The organism is Pseudomonas tensinigenes (assembly GCF_014268445.2).
GTDB classification, from domain to species: domain Bacteria; phylum Pseudomonadota; class Gammaproteobacteria; order Pseudomonadales; family Pseudomonadaceae; genus Aquipseudomonas; species Aquipseudomonas tensinigenes.
The window spans coordinates 5,501,288-5,526,056 of sequence record NZ_CP077089.1 but is presented as its reverse complement, the minus strand read 5'-3'; the positions used below and the strand labels follow the sequence as shown (position 1 = coordinate 5,526,056).

Sequence of the window (24,769 nt, the reverse complement as noted above, 5' to 3'; positions counted from 1 at the left end):
GAAAACCGAACGAGACACTTCAGCGCCACACCGGCAGACAATCAAACACGAACAACAAATGGGATACCGCGCAGATCACTCCGAAAAACAGCACCAGCGCGATCATCGGCGTGCCGCCCCACACGCGATAGCGCGGGCTGCCGAAGCGTTTGCGCGAAGCCCGCGCCAGCAGCGCCGGGGTGATCACCGCCCACAACGTTGCCGCCAGACCGGCAAAGCCGATGGCATGCAGAAAGCCTTCCGGCCAGAGCAAGCCGCAAAGCATCGGCGGCACGAAGGTCACGGCGGCGGTCTGCAAGCGACCGAGGGGACTGTCATCGAAACCCAGCACATCGGCCAGGTAATCGAACAAACCCAGGGTCACCCCGAGAAATGAACAGGCCACGGCGAAGTTGGAGAAAAACGTCAGCAGCAGATCGACGTTGGCGCTGTTGAGCCGTGCCCCCAGGGCGCTGATCAGCACATCGATGTTACCGCCGCGCTGGGCGATGTCCTTGAACGTGTCGCGGGGAATGTTGCCCATGCTGCAGAGCATCCACACCAGATACAGCGCCAGTGCGATCAAGGTGCCGCCAACCAGACAGGCGCGAATTCGCTGCGGGTCCTTGCCGTAATGCTTCATCAGGCTCGGCACGTTGCCGTGAAAACCGAACGAAGTCAGGCAGAAGGGCAGGGTCACCAACAGATAGGGCCAGTAATGACTGTCGCCGCCGTTCAGATCAAGCAGCGTGGTGCTTTGCACATGGCCGAGCAAACCGCCGAAGGTCAAAAAGAATGCGAGGATTTTTGCCCCGAACACCAGCGTGGTCATGCGACTCACCGCCGTGGTGCTCAACCAGACAATGAACGCCACCAGCAGCGTGAACCCGAAACCGCCGGCGCGCGATGACCACTCCAGCCCGAAGGATTGCGCGGTGTGATGAATCACTGAGCCGCTGGCGGAAATGTAGGCGTACGTCAGGGTGTAGAGGACAAACACAATGCTCAAACCGTTCAAACGGCTCCAGCCACGGCCGAGCAGATCGCGGGTGATCGTGGAGAAACTCGCGCCTTCGCGGTAGTTGAGATTGGCCTCGAGGATCATCAAGCCTGAGTGCAAGGTGCAGAACCAGGCAAACAGCAGCACGGCGACGGAGCCGTAGAACCATAGTCCGGACATGATCACTGGCAGCGAGAACATGCCGGCACCGACGATGGTGCCGCCGATGATCATGGCGCCGCCGAGAATCGACGGCGAGCGTTCGACAGCGGGAATGGAGGATATTGAGGTGACGCGCATGGCAAGGCCTGCAATCTGAATTGTTATAGGTGCATCGACGCAGAGCCCTTGTGGGAGCGAGCCCGCTCGCGATAGCGGTCTGGCAGACGAAGTTGATGTCGACTGACACGACGCCTTCGCGAGCAGGCTCGCTCCCACAGGGATCGTGGTTCAGGCGATGTTGAGCAAACGAGCTAACCGTTGAACATTCGCCAGCAAAAAGCCGTCCTGCCCCGGCAACGCATCGAACGACAAACCCACTGGCAACTCACCCGCCGCCGCGACCGGAACGCTGATACTCGGCGCCGCCAGGTTGCTCGCCGGGTCGGTGTTGCGCACGAAGGTTTCGAAGTTGCTCTCATCCGCGCAAGCGCTGAGCAGTGGCGCGCTGCAAGTGACGGTCGGGTAAGCCAGCAGATCCAGTTGATGGCGGCTGAAGAGGGCGCGGTATTCCTTCTCCAGACGCAGTTTGCTCATCAATGCCTGCACGTAGTCGGTGTAGGAAATCGCCGGGCTTTCCAGTTGCGCGGTGAGGATTCTCTTGATCGCCGGGTCGCGAATCTGCGCGAGGATGTCGAGGAACTGTTCGCCGCGTCCTGCTTTCATCAGGAAGCGTGGAAAGTCGATGAAGAACTCGTAGATCGGCAGCGGAAACTGAATGCTCTCGTTGATCTCGCCAATCATTGCATCGTCGACCGGCACGATGATCACACCGCGATCGGCCAAGGTATCAATGGCCGCGTGGCAATCACGCTGCACATTGTCGGCGAGCTCGGCCCAGAGAAAACGCTCGGGAATGCCAATGCGCAACGGCCGGGTTTCAGGCTGATGCAGGCTGCCGGTCAGTTGCGCGTGAACGAACTGACAATCTTCCACGGTGCGGGTCAGCAGGCCCGGAGTGTCTTTGGTTTGCGACACCGGGACGATGCCGTCGACCGGATACACGCCGGTGGTGGGTCGAAACCCGACGATGCCGCAGAACGCCGCCGGTATCCGCACCGAACCGCCGGTGTCGGTGCCGACTGCGCACGCCACCAGTCCGGCAGCGACAGCCGCGGCACAACCACCGCTGCTGCCGCCGGCACTGTAGCGTTCGTTGACGGGGTTGAGCACGGCACCATGAGAATGGTTGGCCGAGGTCACGCCGAACGACAATTCGTGCATGTTGTTCTTGCCGACAATCTGCGCGCCCAATTGCCGAAAGCGCTCGACGATGCCGGCATCGACCTGCGGCACATAGTCGGCCAGCCCGGGTGTTCCGGCGGTGGTGGGCATGCCGCTGACGTTGATGTTGTCCTTGAACGACACTGGCAGGCCATACAGCGCGTTCTCGCGTTCGGCGGCATTTGCCTTGAACGCTGACGGGTCGAAGGTGATGAAACTGTTCAGGTGCTGCATCTGCCCGTGGCGCTCGCGCAGGGCGCGCTGCCAGGTGTCCGGGCAGTGTTGGCCACTGCGAAAGCCATTGACGAGCTGTTCAATAGAAAGCTGGCTGTACATGGATGATTCTCGGCGTAAAAAGGGACTGGGTCAGCAGTAGCGGTACTGCGAGTGCAAGTCGTCGAGCGGGTTACCGGCAATCAAATCGCCGCCCAGGCTGCTGATCACCGCGCACGCGCCATTCAGCGCGGTTTGAATCGCGCCCTCGGCCCAGCCACCGGTGAACGAGGCGCCGCAACCGGCCAGGTACAAACCGGTGTCCTGTTGCGGATCGAGTGCGGTGCGGAACTGATAGAACAGGCGCTCGGAATAAATATCGTCGCCGGGGAAATTCAGCTTGAAAGCGCCCAACGCGTGCTTGTCGGTCAGCCAGTCGTATTCCAGAACGTAACGCTGGTAGTCACCGTCCAGCGGCAGCAGATGGCTGGCAAATTCCGGCGCGCTCATCGCCAATTCATCGACCAGCCGCAGGCAGCGTTGCACCTTGTCGGTCATCGAGACCATCTTGTGCGAGTCGTCTTCCCAGGTGTAACTGATCAGCACCACGCCCCAGGAATCCGCATCGTGCGGCGCGTAGTCGAGGCAATACACACCCTTGACCAGGGTGTCGGTCTGGATGTTTTGCGCCAGGCCATGTTTGAGCCAGAACTTGTCCTTGGTCAGGATGAACAGCTTGGATGAGCCGACCATGTGCGTTTCGTTGATCGCCCGCGCGACGTCGCGATTGACGAAGGCCTGGTTCTGCGTGAGCTTGAGGTTCACTTGCAGGGCGCGGGTCGTGGTGGTGGTGATCACCCGGTCGCAGGCGTAGGTTTCGCCATTGCTGCCGGCCAGCAGAATCTCGCCGTGCGCACCTTTGTTGATCGACTCGATGCGCGTGCGGCAAATCATGTCGCGCACCTGAATACCGTTGAATTCGCTGTCGGCAATCCGCTCGGCCAGCGAAGAAATGCCGTTGGGCACCAGACGCTGATTGACCTCCAGCGCATTCACCACCAGCCGCAGGATCTCGGTGAACGAGGCGCGGTACACCGACTGGAAACCGCCCGAGCCAATGCCCAGCGAGCCGAACAGGTGGAAGTCTTCGGGCTTGCGCCACGGTTTGCCGCCGGGCGGCTTTTTGCCGGTGAAGATACGCACCATCGCCGAGTAAAACGAGCTGTCGCCGAAGCAGTCCAGATAGCGTTGCCACTCGGGCTGCACTTCGCAGTAATTGTGCTGCTTGAGCAATTCGGTGATCAGCAGCGGTGGCGCCAGACACGTGCCGTCATCGAGGGTGACGCCCTCGCTGAGAAACGCGATCCAGCCCTGGTGCACGGTGCTGAACAGCGCTGGCGGCGGTTGCATGGCTGCCCAGTGATGGGCTTCGCCGCGGTAGTGAATTTCAGTGTCGACGACGCCCGGGTCGGGAAACGCTTCGGTGGTCTGGATGCCGAAACGATTGAGGTAGTGAAACAGCCCGACTTCACTCGGCGGAAAGCGCATGGCGCCCATTTCGGCGATGAATTGCGGCTGCTCTTCGTCAAAACATTGGGTCAGCAGACGCCCGCCAACATGCTCAGGTTCGGCTTCAAACAACGTCACGCGACGCGCACCGGCGCGCAGCAATTCGTAAGCGGCGACCAGACCGCTGAGGCCGGCGCCAACGATGCCGATGTGTTTCTCGGCAGTTTCCGCCGGCAGGTAACCGATGGCCTCATCGGCACTGCGCAGGAACTGGCCATAGTCATACAGCAGATCGACGTAGGGAAAAGACAGGCACGCGGACGCCTGGCTGGAATCATGGGGAATAGACTTCACAGGGGATTTCTCGGTCGATCAGATAATGAGCTGCAGGCTTTCAAGGGCGCGTGCGGGGTTGAGCAACAGGATCTTCTTGCCGTGGATTTTCCACGTGCCATCGATGTTGATCAGTTGATGTTCGACGGTCACCGGGTAGTGCCATTCGTTGTCGCCGCGGGCTTCGCAATAGAGCATGTTGGAGCTGGCGAAAGCGCTGAATGAGGCTGCGTCGAGGGTGATCCGCGGGCGCTGGGCGATGTGCAGGCTGCGACTCTTGGGCTGCTGGGAAAAGTTGCGCGCATTGGACAGCCGGTTGATCCGCAGCGTGGTCAGAAAACGGTCCTCATACACCAGCGACGATTCGTGCAACGGGCTGACCTGCTCACGGGTCATGGGAATCCAGTAGTGGTAGTCATCGCTGAGCAGTTGTTGCCAGGCGTCGAAATCCTGCTGGTCGAGCAAGTGCAGTTCGGTTTCGATCAGTTGCTCGATGGCGTGGTGATTAGATTGATCGTGTTGCATGGTCGTCCCGCATCAAGTGCTGCCAACTGTTATAGAAATTACGCATGGCCATTTCGCTGGTGCCGGACACCACTTGGGTCTGCGCATAGGATTCGTTCGGGCTGAACAGGCGGGCGACGTTGACCCATTCGTTGGCGTCGCTGCCCAGGCCTTCCATGGCCCGTTCGTACATTTCCACATCGTCGTGGGCGACCATCGAGCACGGCGAGTTGATCAGGTTGTTGTACTGCACGGTTCTTTCCAGCAACTGCACGGGCGCACCTTGCAGTTCGAAGATCCACGACTCGACGATGGTTTCGCGGGCGCTGACCGGTTTGATCACGCGCAAGGTCTGGATCGGTCCCTTGACCATCAGGTTGGGGAAATACACGGTGTTGTGGCGGGTGTCATCGAGGATTGCTTGGGCCTGCTCTTCACCGTAGCTTTCGACCATCTGTTCCCAGTAGCCGGGGATGTCGGTGTACGCCTTGTGGATCGAATTACTGACCCCGGTGTGCCCGTGGCCGTTGGCCCAGACGCGAATGCCCATGCCGGCGAAAAACTCGTAGGAGGCCATGAACGGCGAGAACAGTTCGACCGCCATCGGTGGCTTGCCCTGAGCGCCGGTTTCCTGCCACAGGCGTATGGCTTCGCCGGCCGAAGATTCGTGGGCGATCATCGGGTGGCAGGTGTCGGTCTGGTTGTCGACGACCATTTTCCAGTTGCAGCGATGGCGGTGCAGCAATGGCTGGCCGATCACTTTCAGCTGACCAAGCGGCGAGCGCATGACCATATTGTCCAGCGTCGACAGCGACTCGCCGAAAAACGCCTCGAAGCCGATGCCTTGTTCCGTCAAACGGACAAAGACGAAGCCGCGATAGTTGTGCACCGCGTTCACCGGGCGCATGCCTTTGTGCGCAGAACAACTGCTGAGGTCGCAGTCGTCGTATTCCTTTTTCAGCGGAATGCTCAGCAGCTCGCCGTCAGTCTTGAACGTCCAGGCGTGGTACGGGCAGCGCATGAAGCGGCCGACATTGCCGCGTGCTTCGGCCAGCACTTTCACGCCTTTGTGCGGGCAGCGATTGTGCAGCACGACGATGGCGCCGTTCTTCTGCCGCACCATCGCCAGCGGCTGTTGCGCGAGGGTGGTGGTGAAGTAATCGCCGGTCTCGGGGATCAGGCTGTCGTGACCCAGGTAGCACCAGCTCGCGGCAAACACGCGCTGCTGTTCCTGTTCGAAAAGCGCCTGATCAAGGAACAGAGATTTATGCACTTCTCTGCCATTGAAATAGTTGTCCAACGGGGTGTCCTCTCTCAGATTGCCAGTTTCAGGCGCGGGCTTTTGGCGCGGGAGACGCAGGGATAGATCCGTGCGCTACAGGCAGCTTCTTGTTCGCTCATGATGAAATCACGGTGGTCGACTTCACCTTCCAGTACGTCCAGCGCACAGACTCCGCATTCACCACGACGGCAGTCGTACAGCGGATCGAGTCCGGCCGCCTCCAAGGCTTCGAGCAGCGACTGTTGCGGGCCGACATTGACGCTGACGCCGGAGTCGGCCGCCTCGATGACAAAGCCTTGCGCGGCGTCATCGCGGGCAACGTTGAACACTTCCAGATGGATCTGCTCCCGCGCCAGGCCAACGCTTTCGGCGTGGCTGAGCACGGCGCTGAGCATCGCCGCCGGGCCGCAGACATACAGACGGTCATCGGCGCTCAGGTCGGCAAGGAGCTGACTGATCGCCGGACGGCTGCCGGAAAAGTGCAGCTGCATGCGTTCCTGCAGCTGCGCTTGCAGGTCCTGGGCGTAGGCCGCGTCGACGTCACTTTTGGCGAAGTAGTGAAGCTGCGGCATTCGCTCAAGCGATTGCAGATGGCGCAGGATGCCGGTCAGCGGCGTGATCCCGATGCCGCCGGCAATCGCGATATCGCGGCCGCTGCTGACGTCGAGCGGGTAGTTGAACGTGTTGAACGGGCCTTCGAGTTCCACCCAGTCATTGACGGCCAGTGCGTTGACGTAGCGGCCGCTGACGGAATTCGGCGAGAGGCGGATGGCGAAGGTGAAGCAACCTTCGGCCACCTCGTCCACATGAACTGTCGAATAATGACGGCACTCGTCCAGCCCCGGGATCAGCCATTTGAAATGCGCACCCGCGTGGGTCATGTCCGCCAGGGTGGCCGGACCGCTGACGGTAACTTCCTTGATCGACGCCGAGAGCATCCGGCATTGAGTGACGGTGAATTTCATGCAGGCTGTTCCTGACTGATCGGCGTTTCGTGCAGGTACAACCATTGGACGTCATGGTGCTGGACGCGAAGGATCGCGACCGAGATGCGCGACGTTTCTATCTGGTTCAGGCGGTGGCTTTCCTTGTAGCGCAGGGCCACGGTCGAGCCTTCGTGCCAGACCGTTTGCAGGTCGCTGATCAGAATCTCCAGACCTTTGCGGGCACCGACGGCACCGCTGAACAGTTGCTCGACTTGCGCCCGGCCGATCACGGCGGCCGACGTGGTGACCATGCTGAAGTGTTCGGCGAACACCGCCATCAGCGGCGCGATGGCCTCTGCGCCAGCACCGTCGGCATCGGTGAAGACGCGGTGAATCAGATCGTGCACGTGGTGAATACTGTGTTGCGCTCGTTCAACCAGGTTGTTGTTCATGGCATTCCTTTGGAGGGTTCAATTGACTCATCTGAAACAGCGGGAACAGCCCGACCAGTGCCGCAATCGCGAACGTCGCGTGGTAAGCCTGTGTGGTGTCGAACTGCTTGAGCAGCACATTGAAGATCATCAGAAACAACGCAGCACCGAGGCTGAAAGACATCTGCCGATTGATGTTCCAGATCACGCTGGCCTTGTGCGTATCGCCGCCGGCGAAATCCATCAACGAGGTGGTCTGTGCGGTGTTGGCGCCGATGCCACCGCCGATGCCCATCAGGCTGTAAGCGATGACGATCACCCACAGGTCCGTCGGCGCGTTGACCAGCATCAGCGTGGCGATGCCGGCGCTGTGCAGCAGCATGCCGAGGGTGAACAGACGTTTCGCGCCGACGCGGTTGTAGACCCGGCCGCAAATCGTCATCGCAACGAACGCGCCGATGGCGTAGAGGATCATGAACATCCCGGTCAGCCGGGCGCTGAAGTGCAGGGTGTTCTGCAGGAAGAAAATGCTCATCAGGTTGACCCCGGTGAACACGCCGGGAATCGCGTAATAGATCAAGATTGAGGTGCTGAGTTTTTTGCTTTTGAGCAGGCTCAATTCGATGATCGCGTTGCTGCAGCGGCGGTAGTGCCGCAGGTACAGCACGATGAACAGCAAGCCCGCCGCGACACAGCTCAACGCGGCCAGCGCCGGGTAGTCGCCGCCGTACAGCGACATGCCCATCAGCAGGCTGGCGAGTGCGGCACTGACCAACAGCAGGCCTTTGATGTCCGGACGTGGCAGGTCCGCTGGTTTGCTTTCCTTGATCCACAACCACGACAGTCCGGCGGCGATCAGCGAGAACGGAATGTTGCTGTAGAACACCCAACGCCAGGAGCTGCTGTCGACGATGATGCCGCCGACCGTTGGCGAAATGGCCGGGGCAATCAGCGCGACGGCCATCACCAGTGTGGAGATCTTCGCCCGCTGCTCGCCCTGAAACAGATTGAAGGTCAGCGCCTGACCGACCGGAATCAGCAAGCCACCACCGACGCCCTGCACGAACCGCCAGATCACCAGTTCATGGAAACTGTCGGCCATGCCGCACATCCACACAGAGCCGGTGAACACCAGCATCGAAGCGGTGAGAATCTCGCGACTGCCAAAACGCCCGGCCAGCCAGGTGCTGACCGGAATAATCAGGGTCAGGCCAAGAATATAAGCATTGGCGACCCACGCCACTGATGAAGTACTGACCTGTAAAGTTGCCGATATACTCGGCAAAGCCACAGCCGACATGAATATGTTTATACAGTCAATAAAAAAGCCGATCAAAAAGATCAGCGCAATCTTGTAGCGATAGTTCATGTTGTATCCCCTTTGCCGCGCAGCATAGGGGCGATGGACTTGAAGTGTCGATACGACTATGCTTAAAACAATGTTTGACAGGATTTAACAGTGAGCCATAGCGCCATGCATTCTCATCTTAATCGGGTTCAGACGTTCCTTGCGGTGGTGGATTTTGGTTCTTACACCAAAGCCGCGAATTATCTGAGTATCAGCAAAGCCATGGCCAGCCTGCATGTCAAGGCGCTGGAAGAGGTTTTGTCGGCGACGCTGTTGATCCGCAATACCCGCAATATATCGCTGACCGAAATAGGTCAGGAGTTTTATGAGGAGTTCAAGGGTATTGTCGCGGACATCGACAATGCGTTTGATAATGTTCTGAAAGGTAATAATCGGGTATCCGGAAAGTTGCGGATTAGTTCAACCAGTGAATACGGTGAAAAGTATATTCTGCCGTTGATCCCACTGTTCTCCGAGCGTTATCCGGAAATTCGCCTGTGCTACAACTTCAACTCTTCGTTGAATGATCTGGTGGCGGAAAAGCTTGATCTGGTGATTCGTCTGGGCAACTTGGCGGATTCGGCATTCAAGAGCCGCAAGTTGGCTGATTATGAAATTGTGCTGGTCGCCACCGAGCAATTTCTCGCCCGACACCCTGTGGGTCAACCGCAGGATTTGAACAACGTGCCGTGGATTGCCAACAGCAATTTGCAGGCGCCGACCCAGTGGACATTGCGTCATGGGTCAGGGCAGGGCGTCGAGGTTGGCGGTACCAGCCACTTCGAATCGAACTCGTCGACGGCCATTCGCTCGATGACGTTGTCGTCGCTGGGCGTATCGGTTCTGCCGGCGTGGGTGGTGGCAGATGACATTGCCGCCGGACGTCTGGTGCGCTTGTTGCCGGAGTATTCGCTGCCTTCGCAGTCAATCAATGTGGTATTTCCCAACACCCCGCATCTGCCGCACAAGTCGCGGGCGTTCATTGATTTTCTGTTGTTGCATTTGGCGCAGTGATGCCGGCTCCAAAGCCCTCACCCTAGCCCTCTCCCAGAGGGAGAGGGGACTGATCGTGTTGTCCTTGCGAGTGATGCCGACCTGAAATATCGAGTCGAACTCAGGATTGAAAAAGCCCTCGATCGGCTCCTTTTTCCCAGCGCGGTATTTGAGCGAGCCCCGATCTGCTCCCTTTCCCCCTCGCCCCCCTTGGGGGGAGAGGGCTGGGGTGAGGGGGGCTGGATCTCATGGCACAACAAAAAGCCCCTGAATCTCACAATTCAGGGGCTTTCGTTTAAGCGTTGATCAGGCCGCTTCGATCTTGCGGTTCTGTTCAACCTTGCCCAGATAAGCCGCCAGTTTTTCCTGCTCGACCGGGGTGGTGAACAAGCCCAGTTTGCTGCGGCGCCACAGAATGTCGTGGGCAGTGGTTGCCCACTCTTCGCTGCACAGGTAGTCGACTTCACGGGTGTAGAGCCCGCCGCCGAGGTGTTCGCCCATGTCGGCCAGGGTTTCCACGCCTTCAAGCATGCGCCAGGTGCGGCTGCCGTAGGTGGTGGACCAGCGACGAGCGATCTCGGTCGGCACGAAGTCGAACTTGTCGCGAATCTGCGCGCACAGAGCCTGCGGGGTGGTCATGTCTTCGCCACCGGGCAGGGTGGCGGTGGCCGTCCAGCTCGGGCGCATCTGGGTGAAAAATGGCAGCAACTGCGCCATCGCCGACTCAGCGAGTTTGCGGTAGGTGGTCAGCTTGCCGCCAAACACTGACAGCAGCGGCGCTTCTTCGCCGCCGGCCGACAACGCCAGGGTGTAATCGCGGGTCACGGCCGACGGGTTGTCGGATTCGTCGTTGCACAGTGGACGTACGCCCGAGTAGCTGTGCTGGATGTCGTCGCGGCTGAGCTGCTGCTTGAAATGCGCATTGACCACTTTCAGCAGGTAATCGGTTTCGGCGTCGGTGATTGCCACTTTCGCCGGATCGCCAGTGTATTCACGGTCGGTGGTGCCGATCAGGGTGAAGTGGTTGTTCAGGTACGGAATGGTGAAAACGATGCGCTGATCTTCGTTTTGCAGAATGTGCGCGTGATCGCCTTCATAGAGCTTCGGCACGATGATGTGGCTGCCCTGAATCAGGCGGATGCCGTACGGCGATTCCATCTTCAGATCGTCACGAATGAATTTGGCAACCCATGGGCCAGCGGCGTTCACCAGCGCTTTGGCAGTGATCGAAAACAGGCTGCCGTCGGCACGTTCCAGGTTCAGGTGCCACAAGCCTTTGGCGCGGCGGGCGCTGACGCAACGGGTCTGGGTGTGCACGTGGGCGCCTTTTTCGCGGGCGGCCATGGCGTTGAGCACCACGAGGCGGGCGTCGTCGACCCAGCAGTCGGAGTATTCGAAGCCTTTCTTGATTTCGCTTTTCAGCGCGCTGTCGGCACCGAACTTCAGGCTTTTCGAGCCTGGCAGTTTTTCGCGCTTGCCGAGGTTGTCGTAGAGGAACAGGCCAGCGCGGATCATCCACGCCGGGCGCAGGTGCGGACGGTGCGGCAGCACGAAGCGCATCGGTTTGACGATGTGCGGCGCCTTGGCCAGCAGCACTTCGCGTTCGGCCAGCGCTTCACGCACCAGACGGAATTCGTAATGTTCGAGGTAGCGCAGGCCACCGTGGATCAGCTTGCTGCTGGCCGACGAGGTGTGGCTGGCCAGATCGTCCTTTTCGCAAAGGAACACCGAAAGCCCGCGACCGGCGGCATCCGCTGCGATCCCCACGCCATTGATCCCGCCGCCGATAACGGCGATGTCGTAGATCTCGGAGAGTGGGGGCGTACGCAAGGTAGAGGTGGACATCGGCTGGCCTCGGGTTCTTTTGATTTTCTATATTGGAAATCGAACATGAATGTTCATTTGCGAAAATGGTAGCCCATAAAGACGCGCGCAGCCAGTCACGTTCGATTGAAAAAACTCATCGAAGGGCAGAGAAAGGAAAATTTTCGAACATTAAAAGCAAAAGATCGCAGCCTTCGGCAGCTCCTACAGGTCAGATGAACCCATGTAGGAGCTGCCGAAGGCTGCGATCTTTTGATGTTTGGGGGGTTAAACGACTTCCAGGCGAATCTTGTGCTGACTCAACAACTGCGCCAGCGCCGGCACCGGCTGCTGATCGGTCACCAGGCAATCAATCAGACTGATCGGCCCCAACCGAATCATGGCGTTACGCCCGAACTTGCTCGAGTCCGCCGCCAGAATCACTTGCCGCGCATTGGCAATGATCGCCTGCGAAACCCGCACTTCCTGATAATCAAAATCCAGCAAACTGCCGTCTTCATCGATGCCGCTGATCCCGACGAGGGCGAAATCAACCTTGAACTGATTAATGAAATCCACACTCGCCTGACCGACCACACCGCCATCACGACGGACATTGCCGCCGGTCAGCAACACATCGAAATCATCCTTGGCACTGAGCATCGACGCTACGTGCAGGTTGTTGGTGATGATTTTCAGGTGATTGTGATTGAGCAGGGCGCGGGCAATCGATTCGGTGGTCGTGCCGATATTGATGAACAGCGAGGCGTGATCGGGGATCTGTGCGGCGATGGCTTCACCGATGCGTTGTTTTTCATCGCGCATCTGATCGGCGCGCATCGCATAGGCAGTGTTTTCGACGCTGGAATCATAGGCAGCACCGCCATGGTAGCGACGCAGCAGATTGGCTTCCGCGAGCTGATTGATGTCGCGGCGGATGGTTTGCGGGGTAACAACGAACAGCGTGGCCATTTCCTCGATGCTCACATAGCCGCGTTCGCGGACCAGCTCGAGGATTTGCTGCTGACGGGGAGGCAGATTCATGGGGCTTCCTTTGGGCTGCCGTGCAAAATTTGCCCATGATGACGCAGGAATCCGCTCCCGACCAGTTTCCAAACAACGTGAAAGCTACTTCGTGCTGGGCGCCTACGGCGTTACGCAAGCCATCCTGCGTTAAAAACAGGCTCGGACTGCTCATTTACAAACCCGTAAAGTCGAGTGCGACCCCAGCCGGTCCTCGCCTGTTTTTGCCTTGGCTTGCCTTCGCTCGCTACGCTTTCACGCTGTTTGGACCGCTTCAGCCAGTCCTAAGGTTGGCTTATTCAGCGTCTTCACGCGCCCAGTCACGGGTGCGGCTGACGGCTTTTTTCCAGCCTTTGTACAGCTTCTCTTTCTCCACTTCGTCCAGGCTCGGCTCGAACTCGCGCTCGATCACCGCTTTACCGCGCAGTTCGTCCAGGCTGCCCCAGAAACCGCACGCCAGACCGGCCAGATACGCCGCGCCGAGTGCCGTGGTCTCGCGCATTTGCGGGCGCTCGACTTGGGTACCAAGGATGTCGGCCTGGAACTGCATGAGGAAGTTGTTCGCCACCGCGCCACCGTCCACACGCAGAGCCTTGAGGCGTTCGCCGGAGTCCTGTTGCATGGCGTCGAGGACGTCGCGGGTCTGGTAGGCGATCGACTCCAGCGCGGCGCGGATGATGTGATCCACACGCACACCACGCGTCAGACCGAACAGCGCGCCACGGGCATACGGGTCCCAGTAGGGAGCGCCGAGACCTGTGAACGCTGGTACCAGGTACACGCCGTTGCTGTCCTTCACTTTATTGGCGAAGTATTCGGTGTCATGGGCGTCGTTGATGATCTTCAGTTCATCGCGCAGCCATTGTACGGTAGAGCCGCCGTTGAACACCGCGCCTTCCAGCGCGTAAGCGACTTCGCCACGCGGGCCGCAAGCGATGGTGGTGAGCATGCCGTGCTGGGATTTCACCGCTTTGTCGCCGGTGTTCATCAGCAGGAAGCAGCCGGTGCCGTAGGTGTTTTTCGCCTGGCCCGGCTCGACGCACATCTGCCCGAACAACGCCGCTTGCTGGTCGCCGGCAATACCGCCGATGGCGATGCCGCTCTTGGTGCGACCGTAGATTTCCGAAGAAGCCTTCACTTCCGGAAGCATTTCGCGCGGGATGTCGAGGATCTCGAGCATCTTCGAATCCCACTCCAGCGAGTGGATGTTGAAGAGCATGGTGCGCGAGGCGTTGGTGTAATCGGTGACGTGCACCTTGCCGCCGGTGAATTTCCAGATCAGCCAGCTATCGACGGTGCCGAACAGCAGTTCGCCGTTGCGCGCACGCTCGCGGCTGCCTTCGACGTTGTCGAGGATCCACTTCAGTTTGGTGCCGGAGAAGTACGGGTCGGTGACCAGGCCGGTGTTATCGCGGATGTACTCTTCGTGGCCATCGCGCTTGAGTTGCTGGCAGATCTCGGTGCTGCGGCGGCACTGCCAGACGATGGCGTTGTACACCGGGCGGCCGGTGGTCTTGTCCCAGACCACGGTGGTTTCGCGCTGGTTGGTGATGCCGATGGCAGCGACCTGGTCGTGGTGCAGACCGGCCTGGGCCAGCGCTTCAACCATTACCGCGCTCTGGGTGGCGAAGATTTCCATCGGATCGTGTTCGACCCAACCGGCCTGTGGGTAATGCTGGGCGAACTCGCGTTGCGCGGTGCAGACCACGTTCGCGTCGCGGTCGAAAATGATCGCGCGGGAGCTGGTCGTACCCTGATCAAGGGCAATGATGTAGTTCTTATTCTGAATGTCGGTCATGTCGATTGCCTTGGACGAAATAAGGGAGAGTGGGCCGTGGCGCAGGCTCTAAAGGGCAGGAACCCGCGCCGACTGTTTCAAGAAGTTCTTGGTTTGCCGTCAATGGCCGGTTCTGCATCCTTTGTAGCAGGTGTGGCGCCGGTCAGGTGACGGGCGATGAGCCCGCGATACCCGGCAGCGCCGAGGCAAGCACCGACAATCGGTGCAAAAATCGGAATCAGGAAGTACGGAATATCGCGACCACCAGTGAAGGAAATTTCACCCCAGCCGGTAAAGAAAGTCATCAGTTTCGGACCGAAGTCACGCGCCGGGTTCATCGCGAAACCGGTCAGTGGGCCCATCGAGCTGCCGATCACCGCGATCAGCAAACCGATCAGCAGCGGCGCCAGCGGGCCTTTCGGCAGACCGTTGTTGTCGTCGGTCAGCGACATGATCACGCCCATCAGAATCGCGGTGATGATCATCTCGACCAGGAACGCCTGAGCAGTCGACAGAACGGGATTCGGGAAGGTCGAAAACACCGAGGCCAACTCAAGGCTGGCGGCCGAGCCGCGGACCATTTGATGAGTTTGTTCGTAATCGAAGAAAAGATTGCTGTAAAGCGTGTAAACCAGCAGCGCGCCGCAGAAGGCGCCGGCGATCTGCGCAAGAATGTAGAACGGCAGTTTGCGCTTTTCGAAGTCAGCGAAGATTGCCAGAGCGATGCTCACGGCCGGGTTCAGGTGCGCGCCGGAAACGCCGGCAGTGAGGTAGATCGCCATGCTCACGCCGACGCCCCAGATGATGCTGATTTCCCACAGGCCAAAGCTGGCGCCCGCGACTTTGAGCGCGGCGACACAACCGGTGCCGAAAAAGATCAGGAGGGCAGTACCCAGAAACTCGGCCATGCATTGGCTCGAGAGCGTTGGTTGCTGTAAAGCAGTTGTCATTGAAAACCTCGTTTTTTGTTGTTGTCTGGCGCGATGCCGTCAGGGCATGGCGCGATTTTCCCCGGTCAGGAATCCCCATTCCTTTCCCGGTTTACTGCTGAGTGCTGCGGTGATGATAATTCTTACATTATTCAGATTCGAAAAAATATAGACAAGAAACAAACCTGTCAAAGGTCGAAAGTGAACCGTCGGTCACAATAAAACTATTCGTTGTGTGAATGATCCTGTGTCGTCCACGCGCGATGGTGTTTGCAGAATGTCTGCAAGCCACGGGAATCGTGGCTTGGGATAGAGCCTTTTAGGGGCTGATCACCTAGAATCCGGCACAGTGTTTTTCCATCACTGCCGAGCCCGGAGCTGCCATGACCCCTGCGTTGGACTTGTTGAAAAAAGTTCGTGCCGAACATCGCGTGCACAGTTACGAACATGACCCAAAGGCCGCGTCCTATGGGCTGGAGGCCGCAGAGAAACTCGCGCTTGAGCCAGCGCAGGTGTTCAAAACCCTGCTGGCGGCCAGCGAAAAGGGCGAGTTGCTGGTGGCAGTGGTGCCGGTCGTCGGAAGCCTCGACCTCAAAGGTCTGGCGCATGCGGCAGGCGTGAAAAAAGTCGAGATGGCGGACCCGGCGGCCGCACAGCGCTCGACCGGTTACCTGTTAGGTGGTATCAGCCCATTGGGGCAGAAGAAGCGCCTGCGCACCTTCATCGATAACTCGGCTCAGGGTTTTGCGACTATTTATGTCAGCGCCGGCCGGCGAGGCCTTGAGGTGGAACTGGCACCCGCCGTGCTCGCCGAACACACCCAGGCGAAATTTGCCGATATTGGCCGTGCGTAGTCGTTATCACTGTATGCAGAAAATTGGCCGGTTCTGTCACTGGCGTTGATCGCCTCGCGGTTGCATGCTCTGCCGACTGACTTAGGGAGAAGGTTATGCAGCTCGAGTTTCATCAGGTCGATGCGTTCAGTGATCGGCCGTTCAGTGGCAACCCGGCGATGATTTATCGGCTGGATGCGTGGCTCGCGGACGAGCTCATGCAGAAGATCGCCGGCGAGCACAATCTGGCGGAAACAGCGTTTCTGGTGCGTGAGGGATCGGCCTGGCATATCCGCTGGTTCACCCCGACTACTGAAGTGCCACTGTGCGGCCACGCCACGCTGGCCAGCGCTTATGTGCTGTTCGAAATTTACAAGGAAAGCGCCGGGCGTATCGACTTTACCTGTCAATCCGGTCCGCTGAGCGTCACGCGGGAAGGTGATCGGTTGTGGCTGGATTTCCCGTCGATCGTGCCGTCAGAGATTGGTGTGACGCTGGACGTCGAACGAGCATTGGGCGTTGAAGCCGTTGATGTGCTCGGCTCCAACGAACTGTTTGTGGTGCTGGAGTCAGAGCAGGCAGTGCTTGATTGCAAGCCGGACATGGTTGCACTCGCCAAACTGCCGTGGCTGGGCGCGATCGTTACGGCGCGGGGCAATCAGCACGATTTCGTTTCGCGCTATTTCGCGCCGGCGATCGGCATCAATGAGGACCCGGTGACCGGTTCGACGCATTGCAGCTTGATTCCGTATTGGTCGAAGCGACTGGGCAAGTCGAGCCTGACCGCGTATCAGCGTTCGGCGCGGGGTGGGGAGTTGTTCTGTCGGCTGGAAGGTGAGCGGGTGAAGATTGGCGGCAATGCGACGCTGGTTGCCAGTGGAACCCTGATCCTCGGTTAAAAGCTAAAAGATCGCAGCCTTCGGCAGCTCCTACATTGATCCCTGTAGGAGCTGCCGAAGGCTGCGATCTTTTGATCTTTAAAGCGTGGCGCTGTAGCGGCGGACGCCGTTTTCCACTGCCGGGATCTGTGCGGCGGTGCTGCCCGATGCCTGGAACAGTACGAGGTGTTCGGCGGCGACACGAATCCCGACTTCCGCGCCAACCTGATGATCAGCATGGCTCGGGAAAATCGATTCCAGCTGCGCACCCGTCGGCAATTGCAGGCGATACAGCGTCGAAGCGCCAAGGAAGGTCTTGCCGACAATCCGTGCTTTCAAACCACTGTCCGGCGCATAAACAATGTCATCAGGACGCAGCAACACATCCACAGCCCCGCCAATCGGCCAGGTATAAGCCCGATTACCGCGCAACTCACCCAGTTCAGTCTGCACCGATTCCGGGCTGCCAAGCTGGCCGCGAATGAAGTAACCCTGACCAATGAAGCTGGCCACATAAGGCGTTGCCGGCTCGTGATACAGGTTGTACGGCGTATCCCACTGTTCCAGTCGACCTTCCTTGAACACGCCGACGTGATCGCTGACGGCAAAGGCCTCTTCCTGGTCGTGGGTCACCAGAATCGCGCTGGTGCCACGGGCCTTGAGGATGTCGCGCACTTCGTGGCTGAGCTTGCGGCGTAGTTCGCCATCGAGATTGGAGAATGGCTCGTCGAGCAGTAGCAATTGCGGTTCCGGCGCCAAGGCGCGGGCGAGGGCTACGCGCTGCTGCTGGCCGCCGGACAACTCGTGCGGGAAGCGCTTGCCGAGGTTCTTCAGGTTGACCAGTTCGAGCAGCTCTTCGGTGACGCGCTCCTTGTTCGGATGCTTGCGAATACCGAAGGCAATATTGTCGGCAACGCTCAGGTGCGGGAACAGCGCGTAATCCTGGAACACCATGCCGATCCGGCGTTTCTCCGGCGCCAGGGTGAAGCCGGCGCTGGAAATGGTCTCACCGCCGAGGGTGATTTCACCTTCATGCACCGGCTCGAAACCGGCGATGGCGCGCAGGGTGGTGGTCTTGCCACAGCCGGACGAGCCGAGCAGGCAGCCGATGTCACCGGCGTTGAGGTGCAGATTGAGGTTCTGCACCACACGTTGATCTTGATAGCCGCAAGCGAGGTTGCGCAGGTTCAGCAGTAATTCATGGCTCATGCGTGGTGATATGCCGGTTCGACGAGGAACTCGAGCAGGGCCTTCTGTGCGTGGAGACGGTTTTCTGCCTGATCCCAGGCGACGGAGCGCGGATCATCAAGCAGGTCGAGGCTGATTTCTTCGCCACGGTGCGCAGGCAAGCAGTGCATGAACAGCACGTCCTCGGCAGCGAGGTCGAGCAGGGCACGGTTGACCTGGAACGGCGCGAACAGCTTGAGGCGCTTGGCAGTTTCCTCTTCCTGACCCATCGAAGTCCAGACGTCGGTGCTCACCAGATGCGCGCCGCGCACGGCGTCGGCCGGATCGCGAACGATGGTCACGCGATCGCCAGCCTTCGCGACGAACTCAGGGTTTGGTTCGTAGCCTTCCGGGCAGGCAACGCGCAACTGGAAGTCGAACTGCATCGCCGCTTCTATATAGCTGTTGCACATGTTGTTGCCGTCGCCGATCCAGGCCACGGTCTTGCCCTGGATCGAGCCACGGTGTTCCAGGAAGGTCTGCATGTCGGCCAGCAACTGGCACGGGTGCAGGTCATCGGACAGGCCGTTGATCACTGGCACGCGCGAATTGGCGGCGAATTCGGTCAGGGTGCTGTGGGCAAAGGTACGGATCATCACCGCATCGAGCATGCTCGACATGACAATTGCGCAGTCGCCGATCGGCTCGCCACGGCCCAGTTGGGTATCGCGGGGCGAGAGGAAGATCGCCTGGCCGCCGAGCTGGATCATGCCGGCCTCGAAGGAGATCCGGGTACGGGTCGAGGACTTCTCGAAGATCATGCCCAGCACGCGGTTTTTCAGAGGCTCGAACAGTACGCCGCGGTTACGCAGGTCCTTGAGCTCAACGCCTCGACGGATCACGCTGACCAGCTCTTCGGGCGTGCAATCCATCAGGGAGAGAAAGTGCCTTGCGCTCATCATTGACTACCTTTTTGCTACAAACCGCAGATGCTCAAAGCCTTGTTTAACGGAACAACGGGCGAGACCTGCGGCGTAAGCCGCACGGGGCGACGAAATAGGGGGAGGCGCGATATTGACACTAAATGTCGCGTTTTTCCAATAGGCTACGGTTTTTGCGGGAATCGAAGGGTGCACTGGATGTTGCAGTCGCGCATTTGCAGCCGGGTTCAGGTGCGTCGCGAGCCTCTTTGTACACTGGCCTCGCAGGGCTTGGCAATGCGGTGTGGCGGGGATCGAGTCGCTTGGGTCGGTTTACGACCGTGGCGCCATGCCATCATTTGGTCGGATGCTCAGGCTGAAACATTTGCTAAAGCAAAGCGCTGGGTTATAAATAACTTTCGAGCGACGCAGGAAGCCTCCGCATGGAATCGAAAGAAAAACTGTTAATGGAATTGCTGGGCCACACGGCTCGCTCACTGACCCATCTCACCGCGTCGGTCACCTCAATGTCTTTCGAACTGCTGCGCAGCGAAGACGAAGTGGTGAAGACCGCCGGCCGGCACATGATTGATCGCATGGCGACCATTAGTGCCGGCCTCGACGAGCACTGGCGCCTGATCGGCGAACTCACCGGCGTGCACGTCGCCCACGAGCAGATCGAAACCATCCAGGAAATTCAGCTGGCCGCGCCGCCGCAGTTGCCGTCGAACTGATCATGGCGGTTTATCGGCTCTCCTGATAGGCGTCGATTCACAAGACGAACGTCGCTGGCGCCTGAACGGCGCCGGGGCCATAGTTTTGTTCCCGCGGACGTTATTGCCCGCCCAGAACAAGACAGAGACTGGCCATGACCAAGACTCTCCATCACCGTGCCTGCCATCTGTGTGAAGCCATTTGCGGGCTGACCATCGAAACCACCGAAACCGATGGCCACGTCGCGATCACCTCGATCAAAGGTGATGCCCTCGATACCTTCAGCCGTGGCCACATTTGCCCCAAAGCCGTGGCCCTGCAAGACATCCAGAACGATCCGGATCGTTTGCGCCAGCCGATGCGCCGCGTTGGCAGTGAATGGCTGCCGATCGAGTGGGACGAGGCGTTTGCGCTGGTGGCCGATAAACTGGCGGCGATTCAGGAGCGTCATGGCCAGAACGCTGTGGCGGTCTATCAAGGCAACCCGAGCGTGCACAACTACGGGCTGATGACCCACAGCAATTATTTCCTTGGATTGCTGAAGACGCGCAATCGCTTCTCGGCGACTTCGGTCGATCAGTTGCCGCATCACCTGAGCAGTTATCTGATGTACGGCCATGGTTTGCTGCTGCCGATTCCGGACATCGATCACACCGACTTCATGCTGATCCTCGGCGGTAATCCGCTGGCCTCCAACGGCAGCATCATGACCGTGCCAGATGTTGAGAAACGTTTAAAGGCAATCCAGGCGCGCGGCGGTAAAGTCGTTGTGGTCGATCCACGGCGCAGCGAGACGGCGGCCATGGCTGACCAGCACCTGTTCGTGCGTCCCGGTGGCGATGCGGCGCTGTTGTTTGGCATGCTCAACACGTTGTTCAGTGAAGGCCTGACCCGCGACAGTCATCTGCCGGTCGATGGTCTGGATGAAGTGCGCGCGGCAGTTGCATCGTTTACCGCTGAAACCATGAGTCCGTTGTGCGCCGTGCCTGCCGAGCAGATCCGCCAGCTGGCGCGTGACTTCGCTGCTGCGCCGAGTGCGGTGTGTTATGGGCGCATGGGCGTCTCGACCCAGGCCTTTGGCACGTTGTGCCATTGGGTGGTGCAGTTGATCAATCTGGTCACCGGCAACCTCGACCGGGTTGGCGGCGCGCTGTGCACCGAACCTGCGGTAGATCTGGTGGCGTCGACCTCGGGCGGGCATTTCAACAAATGGCAGAGCCGTGTCTCGGGACGTCCTGAATACGGCGGCGAGTTGCCGGTCTCGGCGCTTGCCGAAGAGATGCTCACCGAAGGCGAGGGCCAGATCCGTGCGCTGATCACCGTCGCCGGTAATCCGGTGCTGTCGACGCCGAATGGGCGGCAACTGGAGCAGGCGCTGGACGGTCTGGAGTTCATGGTCAGCATCGACTTGTATATCAACGAAACCACGCGCTACGCCGATCTGATCCTGCCGTCGACCTCGGCGCTGGAAAATGACCACTACGACACCACGTTCAATCTGTTCGCGGTGCGTAACGTCACCCGCTTCAATCGCGCGATCCTCGCCAAGCCCGAGGGCGCTTTGCATGATTGGGAGATCTTCGTGGGCCTGGCCAAGGCGTTTGCCGAGAAGACCGGCAAGGAGCTGAAACCGACCATGCCGCCGGCGAAGATGATCGACATGGGCCTTCGCATGGGCATGTACGGTGACGCGTCTGAGCAAAAGCTGTCTTTAGCGACGCTGTTTGATCATCCGCACGGTATTGATCTGGGGGCGTTGAAAGCTAATCTGGCGCCGCGCCTGAAAACGCCTGATCAGCATGTACAGGCCGCTCCGCCGGAGATCCTTGCTGACCTCGCGCGTTTCGCCGCATTGCAAGCACCGGCCGCCGATGAGCTGTTGATGATTGGCCGCCGTCATGTGCGCAGCAACAACTCCTGGATGCACAACTATCACCGATTGGTGAAGGGCAAGCCGCGTCACCAGTTGTTGATGCACCCGGATGACCTTGCCAGTCGTGGTCTCAACGATGGTCAATTGGTGCGCGTCAGTTCGCGGGTCGGGCAAATCGAAGTCGAAGTACTCGGCAGCCTCGACATGATGAAAGGCGTTGTCAGCCTGCCGCACGGTTGGGGCCATGCGCGCCCGGGCGTGCAAATGGCGATTGCCAGCGGTCAGCCGGGGTCAAGTGCCAATGACCTGACCGATGAATGCCAGCTCGACGAGCTATCCGGCAACGCCGCGCTCAATGGTGTGCCGGTGACGGTGGCGGCGGCTTGATCTAGTCTGTCGGGGAGACCGAGCATGGCGCTCGGGATTCCGTTACAATGCGCCACCGTGCCGACCCATGAGTCGGAAAGTTCAGCCGAGGTGCTCCATGGATATCATCGAAACGATTAAAGAGCAGATTGCCAACAACACCATTCTGCTTTACATGAAAGGCTCGCCGAATGCCCCACAGTGTGGCTTCTCCGCGAAAGCTGCGCAGGCTGTCATGGCGTGTGGCGAAAAGTTTGCGTACGTGGACATCCTGCAGAACCCGGAAATCCGCGCCAACCTGCCGAAGTACGCCAACTGGCCGACTTTCCCACAACTGTGGGTTGGCGGTGAATTGGTCGGCGGTAGCGACATCATGACCGAGATGGCTGCAGACGGTTCGCTGCAAACCACCATCAAGTCGGCTGTTGAAGCGGCAGCGGCGAACAAGTCCGAAGCCTGATCAGCTTTTGTGGGAGCGAGCCTGCTCGCGAATGCTTTCTGCCGCTGACGACGTTGTCGGCTGACATGACGCTATCGCCAGCAGGCTGGCTCCCACAGGGATTGCGGTATTGACCGCAATCCGGGCAATAAAAAGCCCCGCGCCTCGAAAGAGGGCGGGGCTTTTTAGTGTCTCGAGTTTAGCGGGCGCTAACTTACTCTTCGCCCATCTGCGATTGCAGATAGTTCTCAAGACCGACTTTATCGATCAGGCCCAGTTGGGTTTCCAGCCAGTCGATATGTTCTTCTTCGGATTCGAGAATGTCTTCAAGCAGTTCACGGCTACCGAAGTCACCGACGGTCTCGCAATGCGCGATCGCGGTCTTCAGGTCAGCGTGGCCGGTCTTCTCGATACGCAGGTCGCACTCCAGCATTTCCTTGGTGTGCTCGCCGATGTGCAGCTTGCCCAAGTCCTGCACGTTTGGCAGGCCTTCGAGGAACAGGATGCGCTTGATCAGCTTGTCCGCGTGTTTCATCTCGTCGATGGATTCTTTGTATTCGTGTTTGCCGAGCTTGTTCAGACCCCAATCTTCGTACATGCGCGCATGCAGGAAGTACTGATTGATCGCGACCAGCTCATTGGCAAGGATCTTGTTGAGATGCTGGATGACTGTAATGTCGCCTTTCATGATCGGAGTCCTGCCCTGTAATAGCTGTATATAAGGCGGAGTTTGAGCTTCGTACTTATAAGTGTCAAACCTAAGTTATTGAATAATATATGAAAATTAATCGGAATAAGAATGTTTGTGTTCCGCGTCTGGAGCCTAAGCAATTGATTTACAGGCATAAAAAAACCGGACATAAGTCCGGTTCTTTGAAATGGGGTGTTATTACGCGGCAGTAAATTCTACCGGATAGGGGATCGCGGCCTGAGCGGTTTGCAGCTTGGTCAGGGTTTCGCGGACCACTTCCTTGGCGAGGCAGGCACATTTGCCGCATTGGCTGGCGACGCCGGTGGCCTGGCGAACTTCTTTATAGCTGCAGCAACCTTCATAGATCGCTTCGCGGATCTGTCCGTCGGTGACGCCAGTGCAGAGACAAACATACATAAGTGAGAACCGTCGCTGGTTGTGACTCAATTGCGATGGATCTTAATGTTAACGAGAATGATTGTCAAAGTGCTTTCGGAAGGCTTCAGCTGATTAACAGCCATGACTGACGAACGGTATTTACTGGCGATTTGCCTGGCCCCGTAAATGCAGCGCCGTTCTGCGCCTGCTTTAAAAAACCGTTAAGGACAGGCCAAATTCGCAGTGTATGATGGTCGGCCCTTGCGAAGGGGGTTCGTGTCACAGGGCTGTCGTCTGAGGATGGCAGGCTGGCGCGGACCCTGAACTTCAAGTTTTTACACCAGGAGATATCAATGAGCGTACTCGTAGGCAAACAAGCCCCTGACTTCACCGTCCCGGCCGTACTCGGCAATGGCGAGATCGTTGACAGCTTCACCCTGTCCTCGGCCATCAAAGGCAAATACGGCCTGGTGTTCTTCTACCCACTGGACTTCACCTTCGTCTGCCCGTCCGAGCTGATCGCTCTGGACAACCGCATGGCCGACTTCAAGGCACGCAACGTTGAAGTGATCGCTGTGTCGATCGACTCGCACTTCACTCACAACGCATGGCGCAACACTCCAGTGAACAATGGCGGCATCGGCCAGGTGAAATACACCATGGCTGCCGACATGAAGCACGACATCGCCAAGGCTTACGACGTTGAATCCGAAGGCGGCGTGGCTTTCCGTGGCGCGTTCCTGATCGACGACAAAGGCGTTGTCCGTTCGCAGATCATCAACGACCTGCCGCTGGGCCGTAACATGGAAGAGCTGATTCGTCTGGTCGACGCTCTGCAATTCCACGAAGAGCACGGCGAAGTCTGCCCTGCCAACTGGAAAAAAGGCGACAAAGGCATGAACGCTTCGCCAGAAGGCGTTGCTGCATACCTGACCGAGAACGCTGCTGCCCTGTAAGGCGCAACGTCGAGGTACAAAAAAACCGGCCCAAGTGGCCGGTTTTTTTATGCGCGGGATT

23 protein-coding genes are annotated in these 24,769 nt (G+C 58.9%); 7 read left to right on the top strand and 16 right to left on the bottom strand.

Going from position 1 to position 24,769, the window contains the following annotated elements:
• Positions 1-19: 19 nt before the first annotated feature.
• The 8 genes from mtr to HU718_RS24480 all read right to left on the bottom strand — a co-directional run bounded on the left by mtr (position 20) and on the right by HU718_RS24480 (position 8,989).
• A complete protein-coding gene (gene mtr, locus HU718_RS24515; RefSeq protein WP_186615354.1) occupies positions 20-1,279 on the bottom strand; it encodes a tryptophan permease in 1,260 nt (419 codons plus the stop codon).
• 150 nt (positions 1,280-1,429) lie between these two features.
• Positions 1,430-2,758, bottom strand: coding sequence for an amidase family protein (locus tag HU718_RS24510; RefSeq protein ID WP_186615356.1), 1,329 nt, complete (start codon positions 2,756-2,758; stop codon positions 1,430-1,432).
• Positions 2,759-2,788: 30 nt separating this feature from the next.
• Positions 2,789-4,498, bottom strand: coding sequence for an NAD(P)/FAD-dependent oxidoreductase (locus HU718_RS24505; protein ID WP_186615358.1), 1,710 nt, complete (start codon positions 4,496-4,498; stop codon positions 2,789-2,791).
• Between the two features lie 18 nt (positions 4,499-4,516).
• A complete protein-coding gene (locus HU718_RS24500) occupies positions 4,517-5,002 on the bottom strand; it encodes an aromatic-ring-hydroxylating dioxygenase subunit beta (RefSeq protein WP_186615360.1) in 486 nt (161 codons plus the stop codon).
• Positions 4,983-6,281 (bottom strand): Rieske 2Fe-2S domain-containing protein, encoded by a 1,299-nt coding sequence (locus tag HU718_RS24495; protein ID WP_186615363.1) that lies wholly within the window; start codon positions 6,279-6,281, stop codon positions 4,983-4,985. Before HU718_RS24495 ends, HU718_RS24500 begins: the two co-directional genes overlap by 20 nt.
• 14 nt (positions 6,282-6,295) lie before the next feature.
• Positions 6,296-7,228 carry a flavin reductase family protein gene (locus tag HU718_RS24490; RefSeq protein ID WP_150729699.1) on the bottom strand — a complete coding sequence of 311 codons (933 nt, stop codon included), beginning with the start codon at positions 7,226-7,228 and terminating at the stop codon, positions 6,296-6,298.
• Positions 7,225-7,641, bottom strand: a complete 417-nt coding sequence (locus HU718_RS24485) for a DUF4440 domain-containing protein (RefSeq protein ID WP_150706948.1) — start codon at positions 7,639-7,641, stop codon at positions 7,225-7,227. The genes HU718_RS24490 and HU718_RS24485 overlap by 4 nt, the downstream gene beginning before the upstream one ends.
• Positions 7,622-8,989, bottom strand: a complete 1,368-nt coding sequence (locus tag HU718_RS24480; protein WP_186615365.1) for an MFS transporter — start codon at positions 8,987-8,989, stop codon at positions 7,622-7,624. The genes HU718_RS24485 and HU718_RS24480 overlap by 20 nt, the downstream gene beginning before the upstream one ends.
• Positions 8,990-9,094: 105 nt before the next feature.
• Between HU718_RS24480 and HU718_RS24475 the strand changes: the two genes are divergently transcribed.
• Positions 9,095-9,982, top strand: coding sequence for a LysR family transcriptional regulator (locus HU718_RS24475; protein WP_150729701.1), 888 nt, complete (start codon positions 9,095-9,097; stop codon positions 9,980-9,982).
• 285 nt (positions 9,983-10,267) lie between these two features.
• Here the strand turns inward: HU718_RS24475 and glpD are convergent, their stop codons facing one another.
• The 4 genes from glpD to HU718_RS24455 all read right to left on the bottom strand — a co-directional run bounded on the left by glpD (position 10,268) and on the right by HU718_RS24455 (position 15,514).
• Positions 10,268-11,806 carry a glycerol-3-phosphate dehydrogenase gene (gene glpD / locus HU718_RS24470; protein ID WP_186615367.1) on the bottom strand — a complete coding sequence of 513 codons (1,539 nt, stop codon included), beginning with the start codon at positions 11,804-11,806 and terminating at the stop codon, positions 10,268-10,270.
• A gap of 246 nt (positions 11,807-12,052) precedes the next feature.
• Positions 12,053-12,808: a DeoR/GlpR family transcriptional regulator gene (locus HU718_RS24465; protein ID WP_007916700.1), complete on the bottom strand. Its 756-nt coding sequence runs from the start codon at positions 12,806-12,808 to the stop codon at positions 12,053-12,055.
• Positions 12,809-13,082: 274 nt separating this feature from the next.
• Entirely contained in the window at positions 13,083-14,585 is a 1,503-nt protein-coding gene (gene glpK / locus HU718_RS24460) for a glycerol kinase GlpK (protein WP_038369082.1), read from the bottom strand.
• A 77-nt stretch (positions 14,586-14,662) separates the two neighbouring features.
• A complete protein-coding gene (locus HU718_RS24455) occupies positions 14,663-15,514 on the bottom strand; it encodes an MIP/aquaporin family protein (protein WP_095123248.1) in 852 nt (283 codons plus the stop codon).
• Between the two features lie 362 nt (positions 15,515-15,876).
• Here HU718_RS24455 and ybaK point away from each other — a divergent pair, with 362 nt between their 5' ends.
• Complete coding sequence (ybaK, locus tag HU718_RS24450; protein ID WP_003227741.1) at positions 15,877-16,347, top strand: Cys-tRNA(Pro) deacylase; 471 nt, start codon at positions 15,877-15,879, stop codon at positions 16,345-16,347.
• 95 nt (positions 16,348-16,442) lie between these two features.
• Positions 16,443-17,225 carry a PhzF family phenazine biosynthesis protein gene (locus HU718_RS24445; protein ID WP_186615369.1) on the top strand — a complete coding sequence of 261 codons (783 nt, stop codon included), beginning with the start codon at positions 16,443-16,445 and terminating at the stop codon, positions 17,223-17,225.
• Between the two features lie 78 nt (positions 17,226-17,303).
• Here the strand turns inward: HU718_RS24445 and HU718_RS24440 are convergent, their stop codons facing one another.
• Entirely contained in the window at positions 17,304-18,413 is a 1,110-nt protein-coding gene (locus HU718_RS24440; protein ID WP_095123251.1) for an ABC transporter ATP-binding protein, read from the bottom strand.
• On the bottom strand, positions 18,410-19,330 hold the full coding sequence (argF, locus tag HU718_RS24435; RefSeq protein ID WP_038369078.1) for an ornithine carbamoyltransferase: 921 nt from the start codon (positions 19,328-19,330) through the stop codon (positions 18,410-18,412). The genes HU718_RS24440 and argF overlap by 4 nt, the downstream gene beginning before the upstream one ends.
• 404 nt (positions 19,331-19,734) lie before the next feature.
• On the opposite strand from argF, the gene plzR reads away from it, so the two are divergent.
• The 3 genes from plzR to grxD all read left to right on the top strand — a co-directional run bounded on the left by plzR (position 19,735) and on the right by grxD (position 22,704).
• Positions 19,735-20,025: a PlzR type 4 pili assembly inhibitor gene (plzR, locus tag HU718_RS24430; protein ID WP_027612069.1), complete on the top strand. Its 291-nt coding sequence runs from the start codon at positions 19,735-19,737 to the stop codon at positions 20,023-20,025.
• Positions 20,026-20,159: 134 nt separating this feature from the next.
• Positions 20,160-22,265: a molybdopterin oxidoreductase family protein gene (locus HU718_RS24425; RefSeq protein ID WP_150729704.1), complete on the top strand. Its 2,106-nt coding sequence runs from the start codon at positions 20,160-20,162 to the stop codon at positions 22,263-22,265.
• Positions 22,266-22,362: 97 nt separating this feature from the next.
• The gene (gene grxD, locus HU718_RS24420) at positions 22,363-22,704 is read left to right on the top strand and encodes a Grx4 family monothiol glutaredoxin (protein ID WP_007916674.1); all 342 of its coding nucleotides are present in this window, start codon (positions 22,363-22,365) and stop codon (positions 22,702-22,704) included.
• 193 nt (positions 22,705-22,897) lie between these two features.
• On the opposite strand, the gene bfr is transcribed toward grxD, so the two are convergent.
• On the bottom strand, positions 22,898-23,371 hold the full coding sequence (gene bfr / locus HU718_RS24415) for a bacterioferritin (RefSeq protein ID WP_007916671.1): 474 nt from the start codon (positions 23,369-23,371) through the stop codon (positions 22,898-22,900).
• Between the two features lie 201 nt (positions 23,372-23,572).
• The gene (locus tag HU718_RS24410) at positions 23,573-23,791 is read right to left on the bottom strand and encodes a bacterioferritin-associated ferredoxin (RefSeq protein ID WP_003227725.1); all 219 of its coding nucleotides are present in this window, start codon (positions 23,789-23,791) and stop codon (positions 23,573-23,575) included.
• Between the two features lie 314 nt (positions 23,792-24,105).
• Between HU718_RS24410 and HU718_RS24405 the strand changes: the two genes are divergently transcribed.
• Positions 24,106-24,708 carry a peroxiredoxin gene (locus tag HU718_RS24405; protein WP_003227723.1) on the top strand — a complete coding sequence of 201 codons (603 nt, stop codon included), beginning with the start codon at positions 24,106-24,108 and terminating at the stop codon, positions 24,706-24,708.
• The last annotated feature ends 61 nt before the right edge of the window (positions 24,709-24,769 follow it).

Coding starts and splice junctions, on each gene's coding strand:
- HU718_RS24440 (WP_095123251.1), bottom strand. CDS start 18,413: ATGAGCCATGAATTACTGCTGAACCTGCGCAACCTCGCTTGCGGCTAT.
- HU718_RS24465 (WP_007916700.1), bottom strand. CDS start 12,808: ATGAATCTGCCTCCCCGTCAGCAGCAAATCCTCGAGCTGGTCCGCGAA.
- HU718_RS24405 (WP_003227723.1), top strand. CDS start 24,106: ATGAGCGTACTCGTAGGCAAACAAGCCCCTGACTTCACCGTCCCGGCC.
- glpD (WP_186615367.1), bottom strand. CDS start 11,806: ATGTCCACCTCTACCTTGCGTACGCCCCCACTCTCCGAGATCTACGAC.
- HU718_RS24500 (WP_186615360.1), bottom strand. CDS start 5,002: ATGCAACACGATCAATCTAATCACCACGCCATCGAGCAACTGATCGAA.
- bfr (WP_007916671.1), bottom strand. CDS start 23,371: ATGAAAGGCGACATTACAGTCATCCAGCATCTCAACAAGATCCTTGCC.
- mtr (WP_186615354.1), bottom strand. CDS start 1,279: ATGCGCGTCACCTCAATATCCTCCATTCCCGCTGTCGAACGCTCGCCG.
- HU718_RS24475 (WP_150729701.1), top strand. CDS start 9,095: ATGCATTCTCATCTTAATCGGGTTCAGACGTTCCTTGCGGTGGTGGAT.
- HU718_RS24455 (WP_095123248.1), bottom strand. CDS start 15,514: ATGACAACTGCTTTACAGCAACCAACGCTCTCGAGCCAATGCATGGCC.
- HU718_RS24485 (WP_150706948.1), bottom strand. CDS start 7,641: ATGAACAACAACCTGGTTGAACGAGCGCAACACAGTATTCACCACGTG.
- HU718_RS24425 (WP_150729704.1), top strand. CDS start 20,160: ATGACCAAGACTCTCCATCACCGTGCCTGCCATCTGTGTGAAGCCATT.
- HU718_RS24445 (WP_186615369.1), top strand. CDS start 16,443: ATGCAGCTCGAGTTTCATCAGGTCGATGCGTTCAGTGATCGGCCGTTC.
- plzR (WP_027612069.1), top strand. CDS start 19,735: ATGGAATCGAAAGAAAAACTGTTAATGGAATTGCTGGGCCACACGGCT.
- HU718_RS24510 (WP_186615356.1), bottom strand. CDS start 2,758: ATGTACAGCCAGCTTTCTATTGAACAGCTCGTCAATGGCTTTCGCAGT.
- HU718_RS24410 (WP_003227725.1), bottom strand. CDS start 23,791: ATGTATGTTTGTCTCTGCACTGGCGTCACCGACGGACAGATCCGCGAA.
- ybaK (WP_003227741.1), top strand. CDS start 15,877: ATGACCCCTGCGTTGGACTTGTTGAAAAAAGTTCGTGCCGAACATCGC.
- HU718_RS24480 (WP_186615365.1), bottom strand. CDS start 8,989: ATGAACTATCGCTACAAGATTGCGCTGATCTTTTTGATCGGCTTTTTT.
- grxD (WP_007916674.1), top strand. CDS start 22,363: ATGGATATCATCGAAACGATTAAAGAGCAGATTGCCAACAACACCATT.
- argF (WP_038369078.1), bottom strand. CDS start 19,330: ATGAGCGCAAGGCACTTTCTCTCCCTGATGGATTGCACGCCCGAAGAG.
- glpK (WP_038369082.1), bottom strand. CDS start 14,585: ATGACCGACATTCAGAATAAGAACTACATCATTGCCCTTGATCAGGGT.
- HU718_RS24490 (WP_150729699.1), bottom strand. CDS start 7,228: ATGAAATTCACCGTCACTCAATGCCGGATGCTCTCGGCGTCGATCAAG.